Origin of the sequence: uncultured Microbacterium sp. (assembly GCF_937927635.1) — a bacterium.
Lineage (GTDB): Bacteria > Actinomycetota > Actinomycetes > Actinomycetales > Microbacteriaceae > Microbacterium.
Genome location: NZ_CALBRW010000012.1, coordinates 17917 through 43799 on the forward strand (window position 1 = coordinate 17917; position 25883 = coordinate 43799).

The 25883-nt window shown below is 65.9% G+C and carries 21 protein-coding genes; 12 read left to right on the top strand and 9 right to left on the bottom strand.

All coding sequences use genetic code 11. The features are described from left to right. Window positions 1-3 precede the first annotated feature (3 nt). From rpsI to Q0568_RS03350, 5 genes are all read left to right on the top strand, one after another. Window positions 4-489, top strand: coding sequence for a 30S ribosomal protein S9 (gene rpsI / locus Q0568_RS03330; RefSeq protein ID WP_298862213.1), 486 nt, complete (start codon window positions 4-6; stop codon window positions 487-489). A 17-nt stretch (window positions 490-506) separates the two neighbouring features. Continuing rightward, a complete protein-coding gene (gene glmM / locus Q0568_RS03335) occupies window positions 507-1868 on the top strand; it encodes a phosphoglucosamine mutase (protein WP_298862216.1) in 1362 nt (453 codons plus the stop codon). A 92-nt stretch (window positions 1869-1960) separates the two neighbouring features. Continuing rightward, a complete protein-coding gene (locus tag Q0568_RS03340; RefSeq protein ID WP_298862219.1) occupies window positions 1961-2278 on the top strand; it encodes a hypothetical protein in 318 nt (105 codons plus the stop codon). Between the two features lie 16 nt (window positions 2279-2294). Further along, entirely contained in the window at window positions 2295-2774 is a 480-nt protein-coding gene (locus Q0568_RS03345) for a hypothetical protein (RefSeq protein WP_298862221.1), read from the top strand. A 2-nt stretch (window positions 2775-2776) separates the two neighbouring features. Then, window positions 2777-3004 carry a hypothetical protein gene (locus Q0568_RS03350; RefSeq protein ID WP_298862224.1) on the top strand — a complete coding sequence of 76 codons (228 nt, stop codon included), beginning with the start codon at window positions 2777-2779 and terminating at the stop codon, window positions 3002-3004. A 37-nt stretch (window positions 3005-3041) separates the two neighbouring features. Here Q0568_RS03350 and Q0568_RS03355 read toward each other — a convergent pair whose 3' ends face one another. The 5 genes from Q0568_RS03355 to Q0568_RS03375 all read right to left on the bottom strand — a co-directional run bounded on the left by Q0568_RS03355 (window position 3042) and on the right by Q0568_RS03375 (window position 7761). Beyond that, window positions 3042-3272, bottom strand: a complete 231-nt coding sequence (locus tag Q0568_RS03355; protein ID WP_298862477.1) for a hypothetical protein — start codon at window positions 3270-3272, stop codon at window positions 3042-3044. A 311-nt stretch (window positions 3273-3583) separates the two neighbouring features. Further along, the gene (locus tag Q0568_RS03360; RefSeq protein ID WP_298862229.1) at window positions 3584-4999 is read right to left on the bottom strand and encodes a bifunctional dTDP-4-dehydrorhamnose 3,5-epimerase family protein/NAD(P)-dependent oxidoreductase; all 1416 of its coding nucleotides are present in this window, start codon (window positions 4997-4999) and stop codon (window positions 3584-3586) included. Continuing rightward, window positions 4996-5991 (bottom strand): dTDP-glucose 4,6-dehydratase, encoded by a 996-nt coding sequence (gene rfbB / locus Q0568_RS03365; RefSeq protein ID WP_298862232.1) that lies wholly within the window; start codon window positions 5989-5991, stop codon window positions 4996-4998. Before rfbB ends, Q0568_RS03360 begins: the two co-directional genes overlap by 4 nt. Continuing rightward, entirely contained in the window at window positions 5988-6860 is an 873-nt protein-coding gene (gene rfbA / locus Q0568_RS03370; protein WP_298862235.1) for a glucose-1-phosphate thymidylyltransferase RfbA, read from the bottom strand. Before rfbA ends, rfbB begins: the two co-directional genes overlap by 4 nt. Window positions 6861-7005: 145 nt before the next feature. Beyond that, window positions 7006-7761, bottom strand: a complete 756-nt coding sequence (locus Q0568_RS03375) for a CDP-alcohol phosphatidyltransferase family protein (RefSeq protein WP_298862238.1) — start codon at window positions 7759-7761, stop codon at window positions 7006-7008. A 208-nt stretch (window positions 7762-7969) separates the two neighbouring features. Between Q0568_RS03375 and Q0568_RS03380 the strand changes: the two genes are divergently transcribed. From Q0568_RS03380 to Q0568_RS03410, 7 genes are all read left to right on the top strand, one after another. After that, window positions 7970-9451: a hypothetical protein gene (locus Q0568_RS03380; protein WP_298862241.1), complete on the top strand. Its 1482-nt coding sequence runs from the start codon at window positions 7970-7972 to the stop codon at window positions 9449-9451. Then, the gene (locus Q0568_RS03385; RefSeq protein ID WP_298862244.1) at window positions 9448-10650 is read left to right on the top strand and encodes a hypothetical protein; all 1203 of its coding nucleotides are present in this window, start codon (window positions 9448-9450) and stop codon (window positions 10648-10650) included. Before Q0568_RS03380 ends, Q0568_RS03385 begins: the two co-directional genes overlap by 4 nt. A gap of 76 nt (window positions 10651-10726) precedes the next feature. Continuing rightward, window positions 10727-12100: a hypothetical protein gene (locus tag Q0568_RS03390; RefSeq protein WP_298862246.1), complete on the top strand. Its 1374-nt coding sequence runs from the start codon at window positions 10727-10729 to the stop codon at window positions 12098-12100. A 103-nt stretch (window positions 12101-12203) separates the two neighbouring features. Next, window positions 12204-13346, top strand: coding sequence for an O-antigen ligase family protein (locus tag Q0568_RS03395; protein ID WP_298862248.1), 1143 nt, complete (start codon window positions 12204-12206; stop codon window positions 13344-13346). Between the two features lie 47 nt (window positions 13347-13393). Continuing rightward, entirely contained in the window at window positions 13394-14029 is a 636-nt protein-coding gene (locus Q0568_RS03400) for a hypothetical protein (RefSeq protein WP_298862251.1), read from the top strand. Between the two features lie 188 nt (window positions 14030-14217). After that, entirely contained in the window at window positions 14218-19233 is a 5016-nt protein-coding gene (locus tag Q0568_RS03405) for a PKD domain-containing protein (protein WP_298862254.1), read from the top strand. Between the two features lie 180 nt (window positions 19234-19413). Then, window positions 19414-21168: a right-handed parallel beta-helix repeat-containing protein gene (locus Q0568_RS03410; protein WP_298862257.1), complete on the top strand. Its 1755-nt coding sequence runs from the start codon at window positions 19414-19416 to the stop codon at window positions 21166-21168. Here the strand turns inward: Q0568_RS03410 and Q0568_RS03415 are convergent. The 4 genes from Q0568_RS03415 to Q0568_RS03430 all read right to left on the bottom strand — a co-directional run bounded on the left by Q0568_RS03415 (window position 21161) and on the right by Q0568_RS03430 (window position 25756). Next, a complete protein-coding gene (locus tag Q0568_RS03415) occupies window positions 21161-22264 on the bottom strand; it encodes a glycosyltransferase (protein WP_298862480.1) in 1104 nt (367 codons plus the stop codon). The genes Q0568_RS03410 and Q0568_RS03415 overlap by 8 nt on opposite strands. Window positions 22265-22361: 97 nt before the next feature. After that, complete coding sequence (locus Q0568_RS03420; protein WP_298862263.1) at window positions 22362-23549, bottom strand: DUF1972 domain-containing protein; 1188 nt, start codon at window positions 23547-23549, stop codon at window positions 22362-22364. 4 nt (window positions 23550-23553) lie between these two features. Further along, complete coding sequence (locus tag Q0568_RS03425; protein WP_298862266.1) at window positions 23554-25086, bottom strand: sugar transferase; 1533 nt, start codon at window positions 25084-25086, stop codon at window positions 23554-23556. Window positions 25087-25312: 226 nt separating this feature from the next. Further along, window positions 25313-25756: an adenylyltransferase/cytidyltransferase family protein gene (locus Q0568_RS03430; protein ID WP_298862269.1), complete on the bottom strand. Its 444-nt coding sequence runs from the start codon at window positions 25754-25756 to the stop codon at window positions 25313-25315. Window positions 25757-25883 lie beyond the last annotated feature (127 nt).

Consider the following 25883-nt stretch of genomic DNA (forward strand, 5'->3'; position numbering starts at 1 on the left):
CTCGTGGCTGACACTCAGGACACCACCGAATTCCCGCAGAACTTCTCCACCTCGACCCCTGAGGCCGAGGTCGTGGAGTCGGCTCCCCGCCCCGTGCTCTCCGTGCCGGGCGCCGCCGTGGGCCGTCGCAAGCAGGCCATCGCCCGCGTGCGCCTGATCCCCGGATCGGGCACCATCACCATCAACGGTCGCACGCTCGAGGACTACTTCCCGAACAAGCTGCACCAGCAGCTGATCAACGACCCGTTCACCACGCTGAACCTCGCCGGCGCCTACGACGTCATCGCCCGCATCTCGGGTGGCGGCGACTCCGGCCAGGCCGGCGCGCTGCGCCTGGGCATCGCCCGTGCGCTGAACAACATCGACGCTGAGAACAACCGTCCCGCCCTCAAGAAGGCCGGCTTCCTGTCTCGTGACGCCCGCGTCATCGAGCGCAAGAAGGCCGGTCTCAAGAAGGCCCGCAAGGCTCCTCAGTACTCGAAGCGCTGATCCGCACAGTTCCCCAGATGGCACTGTTCGGTACCGACGGCGTGCGGGGCCTGGCCAACGGCCAGGTCCTCACCGCCAACCTTGCACTCACCCTGGCCCAGGCGACCGCTGTCGTCCTGGGCCAGGGCCGCATTGCCGAGGCCCGCAGGGCCGCCGGCAAGCGGCTCACCGCCGTGGTCGCCCGCGACCCGCGCATCTCCGGTCACTTCCTCAGCGCAGCGGTCGAGGCGGGCCTGTCCTCCTCCGGTGTGGACGTGCTCGACGCCGGCACCCTGCCGACACCGGCTGCGGCGTTCCTGATCTCGGACATCGACGCCGACTTCGGCGTGATGATCTCGGCATCCCACAACCCCGCGCCCGACAACGGCATCAAGATCTTCGCCCGCGGCGGCGTGAAGCTCCCCGACGAGGTCGAGCACCGCATCGAGGATGCGATGACCGGCGCCAAGCTGCAGCCCACCGGCGGTGACGTCGGTCGCGTGCGCAGATTCTCGGATGCCGAGGATCGCTACGTCCTGCACCTGCTGGCCTCCCTGCCGCACCGGCTCGACGGCATCCACGTGGTGCTGGACTGCGCCAACGGCGCAGCATCCGGGGCATCCCCCGAGGCGTTCCGCAGCGCCGGCGCGAAGGTGACCGTCATCGGGGCCGACCCCGACGGCATCAACATCAACGACGGCGTGGGCTCCACGCACCTCGACAAGCTGGCCGCAGAGGTCGTGCGCGTCGGGGCCGACGTGGGCATCGCGCACGACGGCGATGCGGACCGCTGCCTGGCGGTCGACGCCGAGGGCCGTATCATCGATGGCGACCAGATCATGGCGATCCTCGCGGTGGCCATGAAGAGCCGGGGCAAGCTCGCCGAGGACACGCTCGTCGCGACCGTGATGAGCAACCTCGGCCTGCACGTCGCCATGCGCGAGCACGGCATCACCGTTCGCCAGACCAGCGTCGGCGACCGCTACGTGCTCGAGGACATGAACAAGGGCGGCTTCTCGCTGGGCGGCGAGCAGTCCGGGCACGTGATCATGCGGCAGTTCGCCACCACCGGCGACGGCGTGCTCACCGGCCTGCACCTGGTGGCCGAGATGGCCCGCCAGAAGAAGACGCTGGCCGAGCTCGCCTCGATCATGACGGTCTACCCGCAGGTGATGATCAACGTGAAGGGCGTCGACAAGGACGCCGTCTCCACGCACGCCGGCGTGCAGGACGCCGTCAAGGTCGTCGAGCAGAAGCTGGGCGACTCCGGCCGCGTGCTGCTGCGCAAGTCGGGAACCGAACCGCTCGTGCGCGTGATGGTCGAGGCGGCGGATGCCGAGACTGCCAACGCCCACGCCGAGGAGCTGGCCGAGGTCGTGCGCCAGCACCTCGCTCTGTAGTTCATCTCGTCCGCGCCCTGGAAGGCGGTCACCTGCGGGTGGCCGCCTTTCTGCGTGACGGGGTGTCTGTGGCACAAGTTACGCTCTTCAGCATGTTTGAGATGCCCTGGTCGAACAACAAGCTGAGGGTGCTCGGACGACACATCCGTGACGAAACGCCGGTGCCTGCCGGGGTCCCCGACTACCAAGAGGTGATGCTCTGGTATGCGGGAGTGGCTGCTGGTGTGCAGCAGGTGATCGAGTCCCTGAACTGGGCGCCGCTATTGGGGGATCGGCCTTTCGATGTGACGTCACGATCGAAGACGATCGACACGCTCCGCCAGAAACTTCAGCGAGATCGGTCCACCCCGCTCTCCTCGGTGCAGGATGTGGCCGGTGTGCGTTTCGAGGCTGAGATGGTCGCTCGATGAGCAGGATGCGGTCGCGATGGCGGTCGCAGGTCGTTTCGAGTCTGGTCAGACCGAGATCAAAGACCTCAGGCTTGATCCGCACAGCGGCTATCGGGCCGTACATGTGTGTCTTCGCCTGCCTGTGCGTGTGGAGGTTCAGATACGCACTCATGTGCAGGGCGCGTGGGCGAACGTGTACGAAGCAGCGGCAGACATGTTCGGCCGAGAGATCCGCTATGGGCAGAACCCGAAGGACCCGGCGGCGAGTGAGGTCGTCGATGCTCTGAAGAGCCTGTCGACCGAAGCGATCGCCGGCATGGAGGAGGAGCGGAACCTGAAGGCGCGTGAACTTCTGCGACTTCAGGAGGATGTTGATGGAGAGAGTCCGATCTTCGGCCAGCAGGTGCGGGATAGACTCGAGTCCGAGTGGAATCGGCGCCGCGAGGACGAACTCAGGTTTCGCGACCGTTTGATGCAGATTCATGATCAATTCAGAGCGATGCAACGGAGGGGATGAACATGCCGGGATTTGTGATCGAGTACCACCGGCCGACGGGTGCGCACCGCGTGCACGAGTTCCCCGGAGCCGAGGGGCATCTCGACGCCATGCGCTACCGACTCCAGCTCGAGGCGGAGCGGACCGACCCGGACGTGGAGATCGTGTCTCTCAACAGCTCATCGCTTGACGTGCTGAAGAAGACCCACTCGCGATACTTCCTCGTCGAGCAGGAACTGCTCTCAGCGTAGCTTTGGGCGCGGGTGTCCGCCTTCTTGCGTTACGGGTTCACCTGCCGGTGAGCAGCTGGGGGCGGCCGCCCTCGAGTCGGGCGACGGCCACCTTGAGATCGGTGACGTCTCGGCTCATCTCGGCGAAGCGCTCGTCAACCTTGTCGAACCGCTCGTCCACCTTGTCGAAGCGCGCGTCCATCTGGTGCAGCATCCATGCGAAGCCCCCGACTATGCCGAAGCCGAGCGTGACGAACGCGCTCAGGATCGCGATGAGTTCGGGTGACATGTACACGTCTCCATTCTGCCTCGATGATCGGCTGCTGTCATCGACCGTAGCCGTCGTCGCTGTGGCAGAAGGCCCGATTCCCGGCTCCTGTGCATAACTCATGCTTCGCCAGCGATTGTGGAGAAGATTGAGTGCAGACCCCGAATGTGATGAGACCCCGGCGAGTGGGGACTCGCCGGGGCCTCCGGCACAGGCACTGGGGATGCTCTGCACCTGACGCGGTGCACTGGGGATGCTGTTCCGCGCCAGTGGCACGTGTATACGATGCCACGTGGCCAGTATAGGAGTGGGAGCGTTCCCACTGGTGCTCATCACCGCGCGGCGAGGTATGCGTTCAGTGCTGAGTTCGCGTCGCTCGGGGTGAAACCGGTTGCCGTGATCTTGTCCAGATCCAGCATGCTGTTCCGCGGTCGCGGTGCGACCGGGCCCGCCGCCGATGCGAAGTAGTCCGCGGTTGAGACGCCGTGCACCCGGGCCGGATCGTGGCCTGTGGCCTGGTACACGTCGCGCGCGATGTCGGCCCAGGTTCGCGCGGGACCTGAGCCGGTGAGGTTGTACGTTCCGTAGGCGGCGTCGGCCTCCAGCAGATGCCGGATGCCGCGGGCGAGGTCGGCTGTGAACGTCAGCCGCCCGGTCTGGTCGTCGACCACGCGCGGATCGATGCCGCGCTCGGCCAACGATGCCATGGTCGCCACGAAGTTGCTGCCAGCACCGATCAACCACGAGGTGCGCAGGATGTAGTGCCGCGGTGCGGTGGCCACGGCGATGTCACCGGCAGCCTTGGACTGCCCGTACACACCCAGCGGGCTGAACGCGGCGTCCTCGCCGTACGGCGATGCGGAGGATCCGTCGAACACGTAGTCGCTGGAGACGTGCACGAGCGTGATCCCGTGCTCGGCGGCGATGCGGGCCAGAGCCGCGGGGCCGGTCGCGTTGGCTGCCCAAGCGGATGCCCGGCCTTCGGGCGTCTCGGCCTGATCGACGGCGGTGTGGGCGGCGGCGTTGATGATCACGCCGTAGTCCCGCCAGCGGCGTACGGAGTCCAGTCCAGGTGCGGTCACGTCGAGGTCTGCGCGGGTGGCGTACTCGATGTGTGCTGCTTCGCCGTACTCGGCGTGCAGTGCGCGTCCGAGCTGTCCGTTCGCGCCCAGAACGAGGATCCTGCGCGGAGCGATCGGCGTGACGCCCTCGAGCCGCGGATGGTTCCGGTCCTTCTCCGAGATCTCGGCCTCTGCGAGCGGGATCGGCCAGGCGATCGCCGCCGTCTCGTCCGCGAGGTTGAGGAACGCGTACTCCGCGTCGGGCGACCAGTGATCGTTCACCAGGTAGGCGTATGCCGTGTCGGGTTCGAGTGTCTGGTACGAGTTGCCGACACCGCGGGGCACGAAGACCGCGCGCGAGGGGTCGATCTCGGTCGTGAACACGGTGCCGTATGACGGGCCTTCGCGCAGGTCCACCCATGCGCCGAAGATGCGACCGGTGGTCACGGAGACGAACTTGTCCCAGGGCTCGGCGTGGATGCCGCGCGTGGTGCCCACCGCGTCGTTGAAGGAGATGTTGTTCTGCACGGGTCCGAAGTCGGGCAGACCGGCATCCGTCATCTTCTGGCGCTGCCAGTTCTCCTTGAACCAGCCCCGGGAATCGCCATGCACCGGCAGGTCGACGATGAGCAGGCCGGGGATCGGGGTCTCGGCGACGACCAGCCGCTTGCCGAACTCGACGCTCACTGGCCCTTCCCCGCGTAGAACGCCTCGGTGGCATCCTTGGACGGCCCCCACCATGCCTCGCTCTGCCGGTACCATTCGATGGTCGCGGCGAGGCCGGCCTCGAAGTCGCGGTAGGTCGGCTGCCAACCCAACTCGGTGCGCAGTCGTGTGGAGTCGATCGCGTAGCGCAGGTCGTGCCCGGCGCGGTCGGTGACATGGTCGTACGCCGTGGGATCCTGCCCCATCAGAGTGAGGATCAGTTCGACGACGTCCTTGTTGTTCTTCTCGCCGTCGGCGCCGATCAGGTAGGTCTGCCCGATCTCGCCCTTCTCGAGGATTGTCAGGACCGCCGAGGAATGGTCGTCGGCGTGGATCCAGTCGCGCACATTCAGTCCCGCGCCGTACAGCTTGGGGCGGATGCCGCGGATCACGTTCGTGATCTGACGCGGGATGAACTTCTCGACATGCTGGTAGGGCCCGTAGTTGTTGGAGCAGTTGCTGATCGTGGCGCGCACACCGAACGACCGCACCCATGCCCGAACCAGCAGATCCGACCCTGCCTTCGTCGACGAGTACGGGGAGGACGGGTTGTACGGCGTGTGCTCGGTGAACCTGTTCGGGTCGTCCAGCTCCAGGTCTCCGTAGACCTCATCGGTCGAGATGTGGTGGAACCGCACGTCATGCCGGCGGGCGGCCTCCAGCAGGGTGTACGTGCCGACGATGTTGGTGTTCAGGAACGGCGACGGATCGTTCAGCGAGTTGTCGTTGTGCGACTCCGCGGCGTAGTGCACCACGGCATCCGTCCTGCTGAACAAGGAGTCGACCAGTGCCGCGTCCGCGATGTCGCCCTGCACGAACTTGACCCGGTCCTCGGGCAGTCCCGCCAGCGACGCCAGGTTGCCGGCGTAGGTGAGCTTGTCCAGCACCGTCACATGGTGGTCGGTGCGCGCCACGACATGGTGCACGAAGTTGGATCCGATGAACCCGGCACCGCCGGTGACCAGAAGCCTCAACGCGCGCCCCTCTCCAGCAGCTCGAGCAGGTACGTGCCGTAGCCGGACTTGACCAGCTTGTCCGCCCTCTCGCGCAGCTCGGCATCCGAGAGGAAGCCCTGACGCCACGCGACCTCCTCCGGCACGCCGATCTTCATGCCGGTGCGGCGCTCGATCGTGCGCACGTAGTCTGCGGCATCCGTCATCTGATCGAACGTTCCGGTGTCCAGCCAGGCGGTGCCGCGTGGCAGCACGTCCACCTGAAGCTTGCCGCGACGCAGGTACTCGCGATTCACGTCGGTGATCTCGTACTCACCGCGCGCCGACGGCTGCAGCGATGCGGCGATGGAGACCACGTCGTTGTCATAGAAGTACAGACCGGGCACCGCGTAGTTGCTCTTCGGCTGCGCGGGTTTCTCCTCGAGGGACACGGCGGCGCCGGATGCGTCGAACTCGACCACGCCGTAGGCGGAAGGCTCCGCCACCCAATAGGCGAACACCGCGCCGCCGTCGATGCCGGAGAACCGCTTGAGCTGCGTGCCGAGGCCTGGGCCGTAAAGCAGGTTGTCACCCAGCACCAGCGCGACGGAGTCATCGCCGATGAAGTCGGCGCCGATCGTGAACGCCTGCGCGAGACCATCCGGCGACGGCTGCTGCGCGAACGTGATCCGCACACCGAACTGAGATCCGTCACCCAGCAGGCGCTCGAAGTGCGCGGCGTCGTGCGGCGTGGTGATCACGAGAATGTCGTCGATGCCCGCGAGCATGAGCGTTGACAGCGGGTAGTAGACCATCGGCTTGTCGTAAACCGGGATCAGCTGCTTGGACACGCCCAGTGTGATCGGATGCAGACGCGTGCCGGAACCCCCTGCAAGGATGATGCCCTTCATGAATTCCTCTCGACGCGGCGCGCGACTCTCCGCAGCAACTCGACACGGCCCCACACCGCGCGTCTCCAGCATAGTGAGGATCCTGCCGCTGGAACGGCCTCGCCAGCCGGTTCTGTCGGTGGACGCATCTGCCGTTCGCCGGGCATCATCGATCCGCTTGCCGCAGCGCTCCCATATCGCGATACCACTTGACGAGGACGAGGACGAGGATGATCGCATTGCAGAATGCCATCAGCGTGTACGCACCGAAGAACAGCAGATGCTGTCCGAGCAGGAGGAACATTGCGCAGAAGACGCCGTAATCGGTGGGGATCACCGCAATGGCGTGAAGCGCGCTCGTAGACGTGGTCCAGGCTCTTGTCTTTCCACCCGTTTCACGCACGGACAGCAGATCCTTGAGGACCATGCCGAAGAACGTCAGGTTGTCGACGAAGACATAGAGCATCGGGACGAGGAGCCACACGACCGGAAGATCGAAGTCTCGGTACGCCGTGATCAGCACTGCCATGTGGAGTGCCGTGACTTTGGCGGCGTCGACCGTGTGGTCCAGCCATTCTCCTTGAGGCGACCCTCCTCCACGCAAGCGTGCGAGCTGTCCGTCTGCAGAGTCGAAGGCGTAGCCGAGCAGGAGGAGTATGCACACTGTCACGCCCACCCACCACTCCGGACGCATGATCGCGAGCACGGCGACCGCGGAGAATGTCAGCAGTGCGCTGATGCCGGTCACTCCGTTCGGCGTGAGCCGGGCGATGTACGCCCACGCTGCAATCTGGCGGCCAAGCGGGCGGTTGACATAGCGCGAGTACGCGGGGGTGCCGGCTGAGGGTTTCTGTGCAGCTTCGAGCCGCTGAACGGCAGCACGGTGCGCGGTGAAGAAGCCTCCGGACGTGCCAATACTCATCTTCACGCATCCTCCCCAGGTTGCCGTAGGCTGTCGCTCATCACGCGGTGGCTCATCACGGCATCATCGCGAGTATATCGATCCATGTGTCCCCGATGACGAGGTGGCTGTTACGCTTGCGCTGATCGGCGTCGCGAGGGGAATCGGCTGAGCCGGTCGTCTGGGCTTGTGCTGATCCCCTGCGGACAGGCACATGAGGGGATCGCTAATGCGCTTGGAAATACGGCTGGGACGGCGCACGCTGAGGCGCTGGCAGCAGGTGCTGATCGGACGGCTGTCTGATCTGGATGACGTCGAGGTCGCGGTACGCGTCGTCGATGAACCCCGGTGGCCGATGCAGGCCAGCTGGGAGAGGCTGCTCCGTTTGGAGCGGCGACTGCATGGTCTCGAGGAGGGGCTGCTGGCAGCGACGCAGGTGAGGTCCACTGCGCGCGATGGCTGGGAGCCTGACACGATTCTCGATCTGACCACGGCGCCGATCTCAGGTGCCTGGACTGTGCGCTACGAGGACGGCTACGGCGAACCCGCGGCTGCTTCCTCATTGCGTGCAGGGGGTTTTCCGATCGTGACCGTCGTCGACGGCGCGGGGGCCGTTCGTGCCCAGGGCCGCCCTGGCAGCGAACTGCCAGGGCTGTACGCTTCGGCACTCGCCGACCTGAGCGCCGGAGTGGTGACGTTGATCGTCGGCGCGGTCGCCGGACGACGCTTCGCGCCCCCGGCGGACGCTCTCCGCGCTCCGAGCCGGCCACGCTCCCTGGTGGAGGTCGGTATCCGTCGGGTGGCCGGTGCGTTGGTGCGCAAGGCGTACAGCATTCTGTATCGCGCACCGCACTGGCGTGTCGGATGGCGGAGCATCGACGATGCCGGTGCGATCGTCCAGGACTCGCTTCCGCAGGGTCCGTGGCACGATCTCCCCGATGACGGGCGTCGTTTCTACGCAGACCCTTTCCCCTTTGAGCATGAGGGACGAACATATCTGTTCGTCGAGGATTTCGACCACGCGGTCGGCCGCGCGGGGATCTCGGTCGTGCCCTGGACGGCGGAGGGCCCTGACGGTGCACCGGTGCGCGTCCTCGCACACGACGTGCATCTGTCCTACCCCTTCGTGCTCGAGCATGATGGCGACATCTGGATGATTCCGGAGACTTCCGGCGCAAGGACCATCGAGCTGTACCGAGCTGTTCAGTTTCCGTCGACATGGGAACGGCACAGCGTTCTGGTGACCGGCGTGGAGGCCAGTGACAGCACACCGTTCCAACATGATGGGCGCTGGTGGCTCACCGCCACAGTGGGCGATGGCGGATCGCTGTCCGACAGTCTCTGGGTCTGGTCGGCTCCCGACTTGAGGGGGCCGTGGGTGGCGCACCGCAACAACCCGGTTCTCGTCGACATCTCCAGCGCGCGCCCCGCAGGAAGAGTGGTTCGTCACGAGGGACGCCTCCTTCGCCCGGTGCAGGATTGCAGTGCAGGCTATGGCGCGGCGCTTGCGATCGCGGAGATCACTCGACTGGATGACGATGCGTTCGAGCAGCGCGTCGTTCGTCGCTTTGCTCCCGGTGAGGCGTGGCGGGGAACCCGCCTGCACACTCTGAACATCGCCGGGGGCATTGAGACCATAGACGGATCGGCCTACGCGCCGCGGTTCCGTCGTCGTCGCGAAGTGTCACCCCACCCGGCTGACGCGGGATGAAGCGGTTCGCTCTCGCGGCAGTGACAGCGCAGGGCGTTCAGGCCGTCGTCAGCTTCGTACTGCAGATCCTCGTCCTGCGACTGCTCGGTGTGAGCGACTACGGCCGCTTCGCCATCCTGTACGGCGTCATCGTGCTCGCGATGGCCCTGGTCTCCGGGCTCGTCGGAGATTCTCTGGTCGTCCTCCATCGCGAGCATCGTGACATCAGGGCGGCCCTGGAGCTGATGACGCTGTGGACGAGTGCAGGCATGGCGATCCTCGCTGCGAGTGCGGCACTGCTCACTGGGTTCGTCGACGCAGCCGAGGCCGCGGCGTTCGGAGTCGCGCTGATTCTGTTCACCGTGATGGAGGTCGTGCGGCGGCTGCTGGTGGCTCATATGAGGTTCATCCGTGCCGCGCTGGGCGACGTCGTCGGCTTCATCTGCGCGATGGCCGTGGTGATCCCGTTCTGGCACGGGCGAGGGCTTGCCTTGTCGACGTTCCTGCTGGCCATGGCGATGGGGCAGGCCGTTGCGATCATCGTCGGTGTATCGATGCTGCCGAGGGAGGAACGGTTCCTGGTGCTGCCGAGGTCACCTGATTTCGGCACGGTCTGGCGGTACGGATTCTGGCGTGCTCTCCAGCAGACGCTTCGGCCGGGTCTTTTCACCGTTGTCCGGATGCTCGTCCAGGCGTTCGCGGGCATCGCCGCGGTGGGACTCCTGGAGGCAGCGCGCACTTACGTCTCACCGCTCACCCTCGTCGTAGGCAGCTTTTCGTCTCTGCTCTTCGTCCGCTTTGCCGACCGCGCGAAGGCCGGCCGTCGCGGATCGCTTCGGGAAGCGGATCGTGTCGTGATCCTGCTGCTGCTGCTGTCGGTTGTGCTGGGAGGTGTTGCACTCGCAGCGGCTCCAGTGGTCGGACCCGTGGTATTCAACGTGGATCTCGATCTGGCCTCCGTCATCAGCTGGGTCGCATACGGGATGTCGGTGGCGATGGTGACGCCGTACGGTGCGCTGAGCGCTGTTTCGGGTCGGCAGATGGTCGTGTTCCTCATCCGGTTCGGCGACACGATGCTCGGCATCCTCCTCTCGGCGTTGGCGCTGGCACTGGGCGTGCCGTTCGCATTGGTGCCATTCCTCCTGGCGATTGCGTCACTGCTCGGAGGCGTCGGCCTCAGGGTGGTCGCAGCCAGAGGTGAAGCCGGGCGCGGGGCGTGAAGGTCGGGCCTGTCGCTGGATGCTAAGTTGATTCAGCCAGTGCCGTATGACACCTGTGCCGACTAGGGGAGGGCTCTTGGAGGACGTTCCGTATGGCCGCATCCTGCGAGAAGGGTGGGCCATCATCCTTCTCGCAACGATACTGGGGGCGGCAGTCGCTTACGGCATCACAGTGCCTATGCCGCGAACATATGCAGCGTCGTCGACGCTGATCCTGCAGGTCGAGTCCGAGCAGGCCTCCCTGTTCGAGCGCAACCAGTTCAGTCAGGCGCGCATCAAGTCCTATCCGCCGCTCGTGGACAGCCCAGAGGTCGTCGACGGTGTCCGCCGGGATCTTGAGCTCGATCCCGCGAAATACAGCGACCGCGACATCATGAAGATGCTGTCAGCGGAGAACACCACCGACACAGTGCTCCTGGTCGTGTCGGCGCAGGCGCCGACGGCCAAGATGTCGGAGGAGATGGCGAATTCAGCGGCGAAGCACACGTCCGCCCTCATCGAGGACACAGAGAACACGCCAGGCGATACGCGCTACACCGTGACGATGCGACAGGTGCTGCCGGCGACCGCGCCGGTGTCCCCCATCTCGCCGCAGACGCTGCCGATCGTCGGGCTCGGGCTCATCCTCGGCCTTGCCATCGGCGCGATCGTTTCGGTGTACCGTACGACGACGAATCGACGGCTTCACACGATCTCCGACGTGCGCAAGGCCTGCGGACTTCCGGTCGTCGGTCGGGTTCCGCGTCGTTCCCGGATAAGTCCGAGCGGGCGACGTTCGCAGGAAGTGCAGAACGCGGCATATGCGGAGACCGTCAGTAACGTGGTGGCGCTTGCGGGCGCCGACCACCGGGGGATAGCGATCATGTCGGCCTCACCGCTGCCGCTCGAGCCCCAGGCTGTGGAGGGATTGGCTCTCGCGTACGCCGAGCTGGGACGGAACGCGCAGATCGAGGATCTGCGGAGTCCCGCCGAGCAGGTCGCGCTGCGGGCGGAGGATGACGAGCCCCACTCGGAGGTCGAGCCCGACCCGGAGGTCGAGCCCGACTCGGAGGTCGAGGCCGACCCGGAGGTCGAGGCCTACCCGGAGGTCGAGGCCTATCCCGATTCCGCGCCGCGGCACGCAGCCGTTCCCGTCGCCGACGTCCTGAGCAGGATCGACGCGCTTGATCCCGCAGATGATATCGCGATCGCTCTTCTGGAGCCGGGCATGACGGGCGCAGTGGCGGAGTTCGCTGCGCACGATATCCCGATCATCATCAGCTGCCGTGCCGGCGAGACGACGGTGACCGACTTGATCTCCGTCAGCATGCGGCTGCAGGTGATGGGGATCCGCGCTCTGGGCGTTCTCATGACGGGGGCCTTGAACGGGACTGATGGTGCTGTCGCGGAATCCTGGAGGGCGTCGGACCGCTACGCGTCCGCGTCGCAGGGCGATGCACCGACTCCATGACGTCAGAACTCCTCCGGATTCCGCGGGGGGAGAAGTTCCAGAGCGGCTGCCGTCACCACGACACGGAGACGCGCGCGCACCGAGTCGTGACCGCATCGCGGTCGTGGGATTGCTCTTCCTGCTCCTGGTGGTCGCCGTGGTCCCCTGGCGCAAGGATTCCATCTACACGGGCGGAGTCGACCCGGTCGTCGTGATCAAGGCCGGGGTCTCCCTCGTGACCTTGGGCGGCGCGGTGCTGCTCTGGCTGCGCACCCGCGTACGCGTGCCGATAGGTATCGGGCCCGCTTTCGCGATCTCCCTGGTGCTTCTGATCTCGCTGCTCGGTTCGGTCGTCGCGGGGAATGCGACGGCGACTTCGGTACTGGTCGTCCGCATGTTCATCGTGATGCTCACGGTGCTCCTCCTCCTCTCTGCTGTGCCATGGCTGCACGCCGTGTCGTGCCTGCTCTCTGCGATGGCGCTGGTGGCCGTGCTCGCAGCCTCGACTGGTGTCGGAACGATTCTCAGCGAGGGGCGACTCGGCGGCGGGTTACCCGAGATCCATCCGAACGAGCTGGCTTCGCTTTCGGCGGTGCCGCTGATCGGAGGCATCGTGCTCGTGCTTCGCAGAGGGGTGCGGCTGTGGGCGCTGACTGTCGTGGTGGTGCTGTTCGCCATCGTGGTCGCTTCCGGCTCCCGGACGGCGCTGCTCGCGGTCGCTCTGGCCGTCGTCGTCGCACTGCTGTCGAACGGCAGACTAGGGCGCGGCGTCGTCATAGCACTCCTGGTCGCGCTTCCGTTCTCGTATGCGATCGCTTCGTTCACCGACGTCTTCGAGAGCCTCGCGTCCCGGGGCGGTGCGACGGAGGCGACGGGGACTCTGGATTCGAGATTCAACGCATGGCGGCCGGTACTCGCGTGGGCGTGGGCCTCCTGGGAGAAGTGGATAGGCGTCGGCCTCTCGGTGAAGGAGGTCGCGGTCGATGACAAGTGGGTGCCCGTGCAGGTGCTCGACAGCAGCTGGGTGTCACTTCTCGCCCAGAGCGGGATCATCGGGTTCGTCCTCTCGGCAGCACTGCTCGTATGGTGCGCGCTGAATGCCCTGCTCTCTCGTGAGAGACGCGGCCTGATGCTGCCGCTGCTCACGCTCATCCTCGTGGGATCCCTCACGGAGAGCGGCCTGGTCGACAGCGCGGTCCCGTTCGTCGTCTTCCTCACTGCGGCAAGCGTGCTCACGCACCGGTCCCGCTCATCGCCACTGGCGTAGGATCTTCGACGTCGCGCACCCTGTGCGGCTTGAGACGAGGTGGCGCGGTGTCCGATTCGACTGCTGGCAAGGGTCCTCGACGTGGATGGCTGATAATCGCGGTCATTGCCGTGGTGCTTGTCGCCGGCGGGATCACCTGGGCAGTCCTCGCCGGAGGCGCGCGCACCCCGGCGGATGCGGGCGCCTCAGCAATTCCCACGGCCTCCGGCACGCCAGTTCCCACCACACCGGCTGTCTTTCCCACGCCGACGGCTGGAGGAACCGCTCCCGTCGACAAATCGGCGAAGCCCATCGAAGTGTCTCCCACGGCGACGGCTCAGCCGATGCCGGGCGCGTTCGTGACGCTTGCGTCGATCCAGGCCGTGACCGCCGGACGGGACATCCCAGGCGAGAAGTCCGGTCCCGCAGTCGAGGTGGCGGTCCAGCTCGTGAACGACTCGGACAAGGCGATCGACAGCGGGAACTCGGGCGTGACCCTGACCTATGGCGGTGACGACCGCACGCCGGCGGTGGTCCTGACCGACGCGAGAGCGGTCAACTGGCCCGCTCGGATTCTGCCGGGGAAGAAGGCGACGGCAGTGTATTTCTTCGCCGTGCCTCTTGCGGTGACAGGGGATGTTCGTGTTACTGTCGACCTGTTGCCGTCGGGACCCGACGTCGTATTCGTTGGGCCACGCCCGTAAAACGAGGGCACATGGGGATTTGCGGGTGACGCCTGGGAAGCGTCGCACGTCTGAGTAGCTGGGGAATGCTGGTGGGCGATTTCTTCGTACCTGCGCGACGGCGCAGTGTGTCTGTGGGCTTGGCGCTCCTGGCCGTGGTCGCTGTTATCACGGCTCTGCTCACAGTAGGTGAGTCGGCTCGGGCCGACGTGACCCCGCCGGATGGCGAGGCATCCACCGTCACCGCCGATGCCCTCCCCACGGTGCAGATCAACGGCATCGTCTGGGATCAGGAGATCGTCGGCAACGTCGTTTACGCGGTCGGGCAGTTCAGTTCTGCCCGCCCCGCGGGTGCTGCAGCAGGCACGAACGAGACCCCGCGGTCCAACATACTCGCGTACAACCTGACGACGGGTGAACTGATCACGTCGTTCGCGCCGACGATCAACGCGCAGGTGCGGCAGGTCGCTGCATCGCCGGACGGCACCCGGCTCTACATCGTGGGTGACTTCACGAGCGTCAACGGTCAGACCCGGAACCGCGTCGCGGCGTTCGATCTGCCCAGCGGCGCGCTTTCCGATTTCAACCCCAATGTCAGTGGGGCGGCCTCCGGCGTCGATGCGACGAACTCGGCGGTCTACATCACAGGATCGTTCTGGAGGGTCTCCGGACAGGATCGAGAGGGAGCGGCGGCACTGACCAGAGCCGGAGCACTGTTGCCGTGGGCTCCGGTGCTCGGTGACCGACAGGGAAAGGTCGTCCTGGTCTCGCCTGACCAGAGCAAAGTGGTGCTGGGAGGCGCATTCCCCACACTGAACGGCAGTGCCAACCCGGGTTATGGCCTGGGGATGGTCGACGCTCAGACCGGGGCCCTGCTGCCCTTCAGCACGAACGGCATCGTGCGCGACGCGGGCAATGACTCCGCCATCCTCTCGTTGAAGAGCGATGGGGAATCGCTCTACGGATCCGGTTACGTCTTCGGGGACGGTGGCAACCTGGAAGGGAGCTTCCGTGCGGACTGGGCGTCGGGCAACCTGGTGTGGGTGAATGACTGCCACGGTGACACATACGACGTGCAGCCATTCGGCGACGCGCTCTATCAGGCCGGACACTCCCACTATTGCGGCAGTCTCGTGGACGGTTTCCCCCAGAGCGACCCCGACTGGAACTTCTACCGCGCATTGGCCGTGAGCAAGGATGTGCAGCGGATCACTCCTCCCAGCCTGAACAACGGATATGCGGAGTTCGCGGGCAACCCTCAGCCGAAGCTTCTGCACTGGTTCCCCGCCATGAACACCGGCACGGTCAGTGGCGCGTACCAGGGGCCGTGGACAGTCAACGGGAACTCGGAATATCTCGTCTACGGCGGAGAGTTCACGCGAGTGAACGACAAGGGCCAGCAGGGCCTGGTGAGATTCGCCGTTCCGGCGAAGTCCACCAACCAGCAGGGGCCGCAGATGTGGAACGCCGACTGGATGCCCACCGCGACGAACGTCGCGGGCGGTGCCCTGCGGATCTCCTGGCCGTCGAACTGGGATCGCGACAGCGAATACCTGAAGTACGAAGTGCTCCGTGACGGCGTGGTGGTGAAGACGTTCGATTCATTGCGTTCGAAGAAGGCGGACTGGGGTGTACCCGCATTCGGGTGGGTGGACTCCAGCGTGGTGAGCGGGACTTCTTACTCCTATCGCGTACGAGCGACAGACCAGCAGGGGCACGCAGCGATGAGCGGCACGGTCACGGCGACGGCATCGGGCGCGTCCACTGACAGTGCGTATCGCGCCGCCGTGCTGAAGGATTCGCCGCGGAACTATTGGCCTCTCGGTGAGGCATCCGGCGCGACTGCCTACGACTGGGCGGGCGGATCGGATATGACTCTGAACGGGTCCTACACGCGCAATCAGTCCGGTGCGCTCGCAGACGAGACCGGCAAGACGAGCACGCGATTCAACGGCAGCAACGCGTACGGCGCGTCCTCTGAGAAGATCGTCGCGCCCCAGGTGTTCACGATCGAGGCGTGGGTCCGCACCGACGCCAACGGTGGGCCCGGAGGAAAGATGGTCGGGTTCGGCAATGCCCAGACCGGGCTCTCATCGAACTACGATCGGCACATCTACATGGAGCCCAACGGTCGGATCACATTCGGTGTGTATCCAGGCTCCACACAGACAATCACCTCCTCGGGCTCCTACAACGATGCGAAGTGGCACTACGTGGTGGCAACGCTGAGCGACAGTGGGATGAGCCTGTATGTCGACGGAGTGCGCGTCGCGCAGCGGACTGACGTATACAGCGGCCAGTACTACTACGGCTACTGGCGTGTTGGTGGCGACAGCACGTGGGGCGGCAACACCTACTTCAAGGGCTACCTCGAAGACGTCGCCGTGTACGACTCCGTGCTCTCGCCACAGAGCATCGCAGCGCACTACACGGCAGCTGGACGCACCGCGCCCGGAGCCGTCAGCCCGGCCGATGTCTACGGTGCGGCGGTGTTCGGTCTGCACCCCGACCTCTACTGGCGGATGGATGAGACGACAGGCAGCCTCGCGAACGACTACTCCGGGAACGACCAGCCAGGCAGTTACCTGGGCGGCAGCACCAGGGGCGTCACGGGACCTCTCGTCGGTGTGGACAACCCGGGTGTGACATTCACCGGCGGGCAACTGGTCAGCAAGAACTCGTTCGTCGATCCGAAGACATACTCCTTGGAGGCCTGGTTCAAGACGACCACGACGGCCGGGGGCAAGATCATCGGGTTCGGTTCGAGCAGTTCGACCACGAACTCCGGAAGCACGGATCGTCACGTGTACATGACCAACACCGGGCAGCTCGTTTACGGGACGTATCCCGGCACCCAGGTGAGGCTGACGACGACAGCGAGCTACAACGACGGCAAGTGGCACCAGGTCGTCGCCACGCAGGGCCCGGCGGGTATGCGGTTGTATGTCGACGGCGTGCAGGCCGGATCGAATACGACCACAGGGGCGCAGTCGTACACCGGTTACTGGCATGTCGGAGGTGACGTCACGTGGGGGCCCGGTGGAAATGCCTTCGCAGGCACGGTCGATGAGGTTGCGGTCTACTCCGTGCCGATCACGGCCGACGACGTCGCTCTGCACTACTCCCTCGGCACGACGGGGAAGGCTCCGAACGTCGTTCCGACCGCTTCGTTCACCTCATCGGTCGCGAAGCTCGCCCTCGCCGTGGACGCATCGGCGTCGACCGACCCCGATGGGACGATCGCGTCGTACGCGTGGAACTGGGGCGACGGGACTCCTGACGGTACGGGAGTGACCGCGACCCACACCTACGCGGCGGGCGGGAACTACACGGTGACTCTGACGGTCACCGACAACGACGGAGGAAGCGGAACGGCATCCGCGCCGGTCAGTGCCGTCGCCAACGTCGCGCCCACCGCTGCGTTCGCGACCACGCCAAGCGATCTGAAGATCACCGCGGATGCATCCGGCTCGCTGGATGCCGATGGCACGATCGCGTCGTATGCGTGGAACTGGGGTGACGGCACCGCGGACGGAGCCGGGAAGACGGCCTCGCACACCTACGCGACGGCGGGCGTCTACTCGGTCAAGCTGACCGTCACCGATGATGACGGAGCCACCGGCGTGCTGGTCCAGGACGTTACTGCGACCGATCCCCCCGTCACTGCGACCTACGCACAGGATGCGTTCGGTCGGACGGTGGCGTCGGGGCTGGGGTCTGCGGACCTTGGTGGGGCGTGGTCGTTGAAGCAGAGTGCTGCGAATTATCGGGTGAATGGTTCGGTTGCGGAGTTCGTGCAGCCGGCAGGGGGTTCGCAGCGGTTCGCGTATCTGCCCAGCGTGTCTTCGTCGGACACGGCGGTCGAGGTCGATGTGGCGCTGCCGGCGCTCCCGGTCGGCGGCAGCTCGTACACGACGGTGCACGTTCGTCGTGTGGGGTCTGACGAGTACAAGTCGCAGACGATCATCTCGCCTTCGGGCGCAGTGACCGTGCAGTTGCTGCGGAACGACACGGTGCTCTCGAACGTCGCGACCGGCTGGACGGTTGCTGCGGGTGAGTCGATCCGTCTGCGCACGGAGGCGGTGGGTACTTCGCCGACGACGTTGCGGGTGAAGGCGTGGAAGGTCGGTGCAACCGTGCCGACGACGTGGACGGCGTCGACGACGGACTCGACGGCTGCTCTGCAGGCCGCGGGCGATATCGGTCTCGGGGTGTACCTCGGCGGAGCTTCCACGAATGTCCCATTCGTGACCCGGTTCGACAACCTCTGGGCCGGATCGACGGCGACGGTTCCCGGTCCGGCACCGGATCCGGCGCCGAACACGGCGCCGACCGCCGCGTTCACTTCGACGGTCTCCGTGCTGACTGCATCCGTGGACGCATCCGGTTCGGCCGACGCCGATGGCACGATCGCGTCGTATGCGTGGAACTGGGGTGACGGCACCGCAGCCGGAGCCGGGAAGACTGCCTCGCACACCTATGCGACCGCGGGAACCTACACCGTGACTCTCACTGTCACCGATAACGCGGGCGCTCCAGGTTCCGTGACCGGGGCTGTGACGGTCTCCGACGTCACCCCGCCCGCTCCGGTGGCGTTCGCGCAGGATGCGTTCGGTCGGACGGTGGCGTCGGGGCTGGGGTCTGCGGACCTTGGTGGGGCGTGGTCGTTGAAGCAGAGTGCTGCGAATTATCGGGTGAATGGTTCGGTTGCGGAGTTCGTGCAGCCGGCAGGGGGTTCGCAGCGGTTCGCGTATCTGCCCAGCGTGTCTTCGTCGGACACGGCGGTCGAGGTCGATGTGGCGCTGCCGGCGCTCCCGGTCGGCGGCAGCTCGTACACGACGGTGCACGTTCGTCGTGTGGGGTCTGACGAGTACAAGTCGCAGACGATCATCTCGCCTTCGGGCGCAGTGACCGTGCAGTTGCTGCGGAACGACACGGTGCTCTCGAACGTCGCGACCGGCTGGACGGTTGCTGCGGGTGAGTCGATCCGTCTGCGCACGGAGGCGGTGGGTACTTCGCCGACGACGTTGCGGGTGAAGGCGTGGAAGGTCGGTGCAACCGTGCCGACGACGTGGACGGCGTCGACGACGGACTCGACGGCTGCTCTGCAGGCCGCGGGCGATATCGGTCTCGGGGTGTACCTCGGCGGAGCTTCCACGAATGTCCCATTCGTGACCCGGTTCGACAACCTCTGGGCCGGCCCGAGCGTGGGCGGCCCGCAGTGACTCAAGCGAATGGCAACACGCACGAAGGGCTGTGAGGAGCGGTCGTTCGCCGAGCCCCTGGCCTGAGGCTGAGGACGTACTGTGACAATTGGCAGACACCGCCTGGTGGTGCCCTGTAGGGGAGGCCGCTTCAGCCCCAGGCGACGACGATTCTCCGTTCCTGCTCGACTCATCGTCGCAGTGAGCGCGTTCGCGCTCGCACTGGCCGCACTGACGCTCGCACCTGACGCCGGGACCAGTGCTCCGGAGCCGATGCCCGCCTGGAACACCAGCGGGGTCCGCGCCGGGCGGGGCTCCGCGCCGGTCGGCACCGCTCGGTATGCCGTACCCGCGGGCGCGATCTACGTGGATGGCTCACATGGGTCGACTCACGCGACCGGGGCAGTCGGTGCACCGTTCGCGAGTGTTCAGAAGGCCATCGACAAAGCGTCCTCCGGCGGCACGGTCGTGCTGCGCGGCGGCACCTACAACCAGTCGCTCACGGTCCCCGCCGGGAAGCGTCTGACGATCCAGTCCTACCCCGGCGAGGCCGTCTGGTTCGACGGGTCCAAGCGGCTCACGAGCTGGCACCGGCTCGGGACGGCGTGGTATTCGACGGGATGGAACCATCACTTCGACTCGTCGCCGACCGACACCAAGGGTGCGCCGGATGGCACAAGCGCCGGATGGCAGTGGGTGAACCCTGCGAAGCCGATGGCGGCTCATCCCGAGCAGATCTGGATCGACGGCAGCCCGTTGCAGGAAGTGGGCAGCTTCGCGCAGGTCAAGCCGGGCACGTTCTTCGCAGACACAGCAGCCAAGCGGCTCTACATCGGGTCCAGTCCTGTCGGCCGAGAGGTCCGTGCCGCCGTCCTCACCAAGGCGATGTCACTGCGAGGCGACGGCGTGACCGTCCGAGGTATCGGCATCCGAAGATATGCGACCTCGGTCTGGATGATGGGTGCTGTGACGATCGAGGCCCCGAACGCCACGCTCGAGAACGTCGCCGTCTACGATTCCGCGACCACGGGCGTCTTCGTCGGAGCTGCGGATGCGACGTTGATGAACCTGACCGTGGCACGCAACGGTCTTCTCGGTGTGGGTGCCAACAATGCAGACAATCTGCGCGTGGGCGGTCTGCTGGTGGTGCAGAACAACAGTGAGGGCTTCAACAGGGCACCCGTCTCCGGCGGTCTGAAGATCACGAAGTCCCGCAGGCTCTCCGTGGCGGATTCCGCCTTCCTGGGTAACGACGGCCCTGGAATATGGGTGGATGAGTCGGTGTACGACATCGATATTCTGCGAAATGACATCCTGGGCAACACCGGTTCAGGGATACTTCTCGAACTGTCGCAGCGTGCCGATGTGATCGACAACCTCGTGCTCGACAGTGGGGGCAGCGGCGTGAAGATCAACAACACAGGCAGCGTCGAGTTGTGGAACAACACCATCGTGGGCGCCGATAGGCCGCTCAATATCGTGCAGGACGCTCGACGCGCCGATGATTCATCCGTGCCCGGCCACGACAAGCGCCGCCCGTTCCCCGACCCTGCCATGCCGTGGCTCGTGAACGGTGTGGGGGTGGGTAACAACGTCGTCGCGGCGTCGTCGGGCGACTGCACCTATTGCGTCGAAGACTACTCACTCCGTTTCACTGCCGCGCAGATGGGGATCTCGTCCAACGGCAATCTGCTGCAACGCGCTGCTGTTGATGCGCCGGCCTGGCTCGTCGTGTGGTCTCGGGGGGCGATCAATCGCAACCCCGCGGTCTATACGACGCTCGCGTCATACACGAATTCCACCGGACAGGATGCGTCCTCGCTGAGCGTCGACGGTCGTGCCGTAGTGGACTCGACCGGCCGGCTGCTGGCAGGGCTCGCGACGAGGCCCGTAAACCCGCCTGAAGCTGTCGCGGCGCTGGGCGCGGCGACGCGAGTCGGTGCGTCTTTCAGGTGACGATGGCACCCCGTGACGCTTCTCCCAATTCGTCGACCGCGGCGACGAACCTGGAGCCGTACAGCGCCAGTCCGTAGTCCACGGCGGCGCGCGCCGCGTCGGAGCAAGCACGTCTCGCATACTCCGGCCATCTGCTGATGAGATCGTGGACCGCGTCTGCGATCGCCTGGGGGTCGTCTACGGGCACGGCGATGACTGAGGCGAAGCCTTCGCCGGCCTCGCGGAGGCCACTGTGATCGGCGAGCACGACAGGACGCGAGCAGAGCAGCGCCTCGATGACGACGTTTCCGAAGGATTCGTCTGCGCGGGAGGGGACCACGATGGCATCGGCCGCCTGGGCTGTCGCCCAGACGCTCGGCTGGAAACCATGGAACCTGGTGTGATCGGTTATCGCGAGTTCTTCTGCCAGCGCGCGCAACTGGTCTTCGTACCATTCGTAACCCGGGAAGACGTCTCCCACGATGTCGAGCACGGATTCCACTCCCTGGTCGCGCAGGAGAGCAACCGCTCGGAGCACGAGATCAACGCCCTTGCGCGGCGAAAGCCGCCCCATGTACAGCAGGCGAAAGGGAACTTCGGCTCGATCTCGCGGCGGAACGGCGGCATCCGGGCCCGCGACGCCGTTCGGAACGACGCGCGTGCGGTCGCGTCTGCTCAGTCCGCGCGAGTCGCAGACGTCGCGGCTCGTCTTCGAGTTGAAGATCGCGCCGGTCGCTGTGATGAGCGGTGCGGTGAGTAGGGTCCGCGCCGCCCAGGACAGCCCGGCTTCTGCTTCATGCACATAGACGAGTGCTGCGCGGCGGCGCACCCGCGCAGCGAGCGTCCACAGCGGGACCGTCAGAGTGTTGCCGATCACGACGTCAGGGTCGACATCCCGGATCATGCGCATCATGGCCGGCCATGCACGAACGGTCTCAGCCCCGGCCTTCACCAGGCCGCGGGGACTGAGGATAGAACGTCGGATGACCGGAACTGGCAGCACCCGAACCTCGGCGCCTGCGCTGATGATCTGCTCCAGCAGGGGACCTTCCACCGAGCTCGTGAACACCACCCGTCGTCCGCCTCCGACCAGTGCTCGAACGGCCTCGATGATCATCCGGTCGGAACCGTAGAGATCGGCAGACGGATTCGCAACGAGCACGGTTCCGCTTGATACGCGCCTGGGCGTCACGATCGCTCCGGAAGGGATGCGCTCATGGGCTGGGCTCCGCGAACACCCAGTCCTCGGATCGGCGGCGTGCCTTGCGAGCGGTTCGATGGACACTGGCACCTTCGGCCAGCCTGCGGGCGAGATCCTCGTATGCGACGGCGACGTCATCCCAACGGAAGTGATTTCGCGCATGCTCCTGCACGGCACTCGACAACTCGGCCACCTTCGCGGGCGACGACTCTGCCGCTTCGAATGCGATGGTTGCCTCGTCAACCGAGCGGAAGAACCACCCGTTCCCGTTCAGCACCTCGCGGTTGAACGGCACGTCGAATGCGATCACGGCTGTTCCGGCACCCATCGCACGCAGCAGGGACGGATTGGTGCCGCCAACGGAGTGACCATGCGCATAGGTGGTGGCGTCGGCGTAGAGCGTGTCCAGCAGCTCCTGGTCGTACACGCCGCCCAGCAATCGGATGCGGGGGTCCGATGCCGCGACCGCGGCGATCCGGTCGGTGTACTCGGCGCTGTACGGTGCCGATCCCACCACCAGCAACGGCTTCTGTGCGGTGCTGCGGTGGTATCCCTCGACGATCTCGAGCACATGATTCTCCGGCTCGAAGCGCGCGACCACCACGTGATACCCGCCGGGTTCGACGCCGTACTGTACGAGCGATCGGCCGGGCGAGCTCTCCAGGATCGGTGCGCCATAGCGGATCAGCTCCGTCGGCACCGCGAATTGGTGAGTGTAGTAATCGGCGATGCCGGGAGCGTCGGAGATCATCGCATCCGCAGTGCGGACGCCGAACTGCTCCGCCCAGCGGTAGTAGGCGCGTCCGCGCGGACCCCACTTCGACCTGCGCCACTCCAGCCCATCCATGTGCAGAGCCGTCGGCACGCGCCGCATGCGCAAGAGCGGCACGAACGGGGAATTGGCCGCGTTGAACACGAATGCAGCGTCGGGGCGCCGGTGCAGCATCAGGTGCAGCGTGGACAGGCCGGTGTGGCTGAGCGTCTCGACCTGCTTAATTGGAACGGCAGGCAGATGCACCACCCGCATCCCCAGATACTCCTTGGCGCTGCTCTTCGAGCCACGCGTGTACACGACGACGTCGTGCCCCCGTTCGACGAGGCGCTTCCCGACCTCCTCGATGGCGGTTTCGAACCCACCGTACGCCGCAGGCACGCCTCTCGTGCCCACCATCGCAATGGTGAGGCGTCTCCGTGTCCTCATCAGATCAGTATGCCCCGCTCGGCTGCAGCATGACCTTCGCCGTGCGCCACATGATCTGAAGATCGCTGGCGACTGACCAGTTCTCCACGTAGCGCAGGTCCAGGCGCACGCTCTCGTCCCATGACAGGTCGCTGCGGCCGGACACCTGCCACAGGCCGGTGATGCCCGGCTTGATGTACAGGCGGCGGAAGACCTTGCCGTCGTAGCCAGTGACCTCCGTGGGCAGCGGTGGACGGGGCCCGACGACGCTCATGTCACCGGTGAGCACGTTCCAGAACTGGGGGAGCTCGTCGAGCGACAGCTTGCGCAGGATTCGACCCACACGTGTGACCCGCGGGTCGTCCTTCATCTTGAACAGCAGGCCCGCACCCTCGTTCTGCCGCTGGAGTGCGGCGAGCTGCTGCTCGGCATCCGTGCGCATGGAGCGGAACTTGGCCATCCTGAACAACTGGCCATCCTTGCCCACCCGCTCCTGGAAGAAGAAGACGGGGCCATGCGAGTCGGCCTTGATCAGCAGCGCCAGCAGCGGGTAGATCAGGGCGATCGGGATCAGCGCGATCGCGGCGACGGCGATGTCGAGGGCACGCTTGGCGATGTGGCGTCCGCCGGTGAACCTCGGGATCTCCACGCGGATCAGCGGCAGGCCGTCCAGTGCCTCGAACGACAGCCGGGGGCCGGCCACGTCGGTGAGCCGACTGGACAGCACCAGCTCTGCGGCCGTGCCCTCGAGCTGCCAGCTGAGACGCTTGACGAACTCGGCATCGCCCTGGGGACGACTGGCCACCACGACGGCGTCTGCCCCGAGGTCTCGGGCGACCCCGCCGACGGTGTTGATGTTCCCCAGCACGGGATAGGCGCCGTCGCCCACGATGAGCTCCCTGGCATTGCCGTCCAGCAGCGTCACGCCGACGATGCCGAACCCCGCGGCGCGGGATCTGTTCAGCGTCGTGACGACATACTCGACGTCCTCACGGTTCCCGACGACCAGCGTGCGTGACGAGAAACGACCTCGTCCGCGCTGCACGGTCAGCCAGCGACGACACGACCACCGGCTCAGCAGCAGCAGTCCCAGCCCGGAGGGGAGAGCGACGAGCAGGAGCAGCTGCATTCCATGCAGGCTCAGGAGCGCGTCGCCGATGGCCAGAACGCCGAATGCCAAGCCGGTGGCGTGCGCGACACCGCGGTACTCGACCACACTCGGGCGGAAGAGCGCAGCATCGCGTGTGTGGGTGCCCCCCAGCATCGTCCACCACAGGGCGCACAGAAGGGATGCGCGCAGTGTGGTGTCGAGCAGGAGCGCCCCCAGCTGGAGCTGGATGACCGAGGTGAGGCCCACTGCGAGGGCGATCATCCCGGCATCCGTGATGTGGAGAAGCATCTTGTAGCGCCGCTCCCAGCGGCGGCGCTGCTCCAGCGTGATGGTCGCACGCGGTGCCGCGATCGTCTCGGGCACGACGTGCAGGGCTCGTGGTGCTGAGGCATGGCGAACCGTCGCCGCGCCCCGATGGAGGTTCAGGACCTCGCCGACGGAGGTCATGCTGCAGCCTCACGAGCTTTCGATGTGCACATTCCCCAGTGCGACATGATTTCCCCAGTTTCCCCAGTTTCCCCAGTGCTCACCGCCCCAGACGGTGACCTTCGCCCTCATCGACCCCTCGACGGTTGGGCTGAGCGATCCTCGGATCGCGCGGCGGGCTCGGCTCCCCAGCCGGTCCGCTGTCTCCGCTGTCAGGGCAGCGGAGGGCTTCGTGTGGCGTTGCGGGTCATCCGCTCACCGCCAGTGGATTGTGCGTGAGCGCGTCCAGCGCGTGCCGCAGCCTGGTGCTGGATGTGTGCGCGGTGTACGGGAAGTACACGACTTCGACCCCGACCATCCTGAAGTCGGACTCGAGCCGCAGCCCCTTCTCGGTTCCACGCCAGTCGTCGCCCTTGAAGAAGTGCGTGAAGCGCACGTCTTCCCAGGCATCCAGCTTGTTCGGGCTCGTCTCGACGTACACGTCATCGACGTAGACGATGCTGCGGACGATCTCCGCCCGCTCCGCGGTCGGGATGACGGGCTCGATGCCCTTGACCGCGCGAAGCATCTCGTCGCTGACGACGCCGGCGATGAGCCGATCGCAGTTCTCGCGCGCGTTTCGCAAGATGTTCAGGTGGCCGACATGAAAAAGGTCGAAAGCCCCTGCCGCATACCCGATGCGCATCCCCATGATCTCCCCAGATCTGTTTCCCCAATAGCGGATCCCCATCCGCCTACGGCTCCCAATGCCGTAGATGCGAGTCTACTGGGAGTTACCCGCGTAGCGCAACGATCATTGCACTGCGGCGTGGCGCATT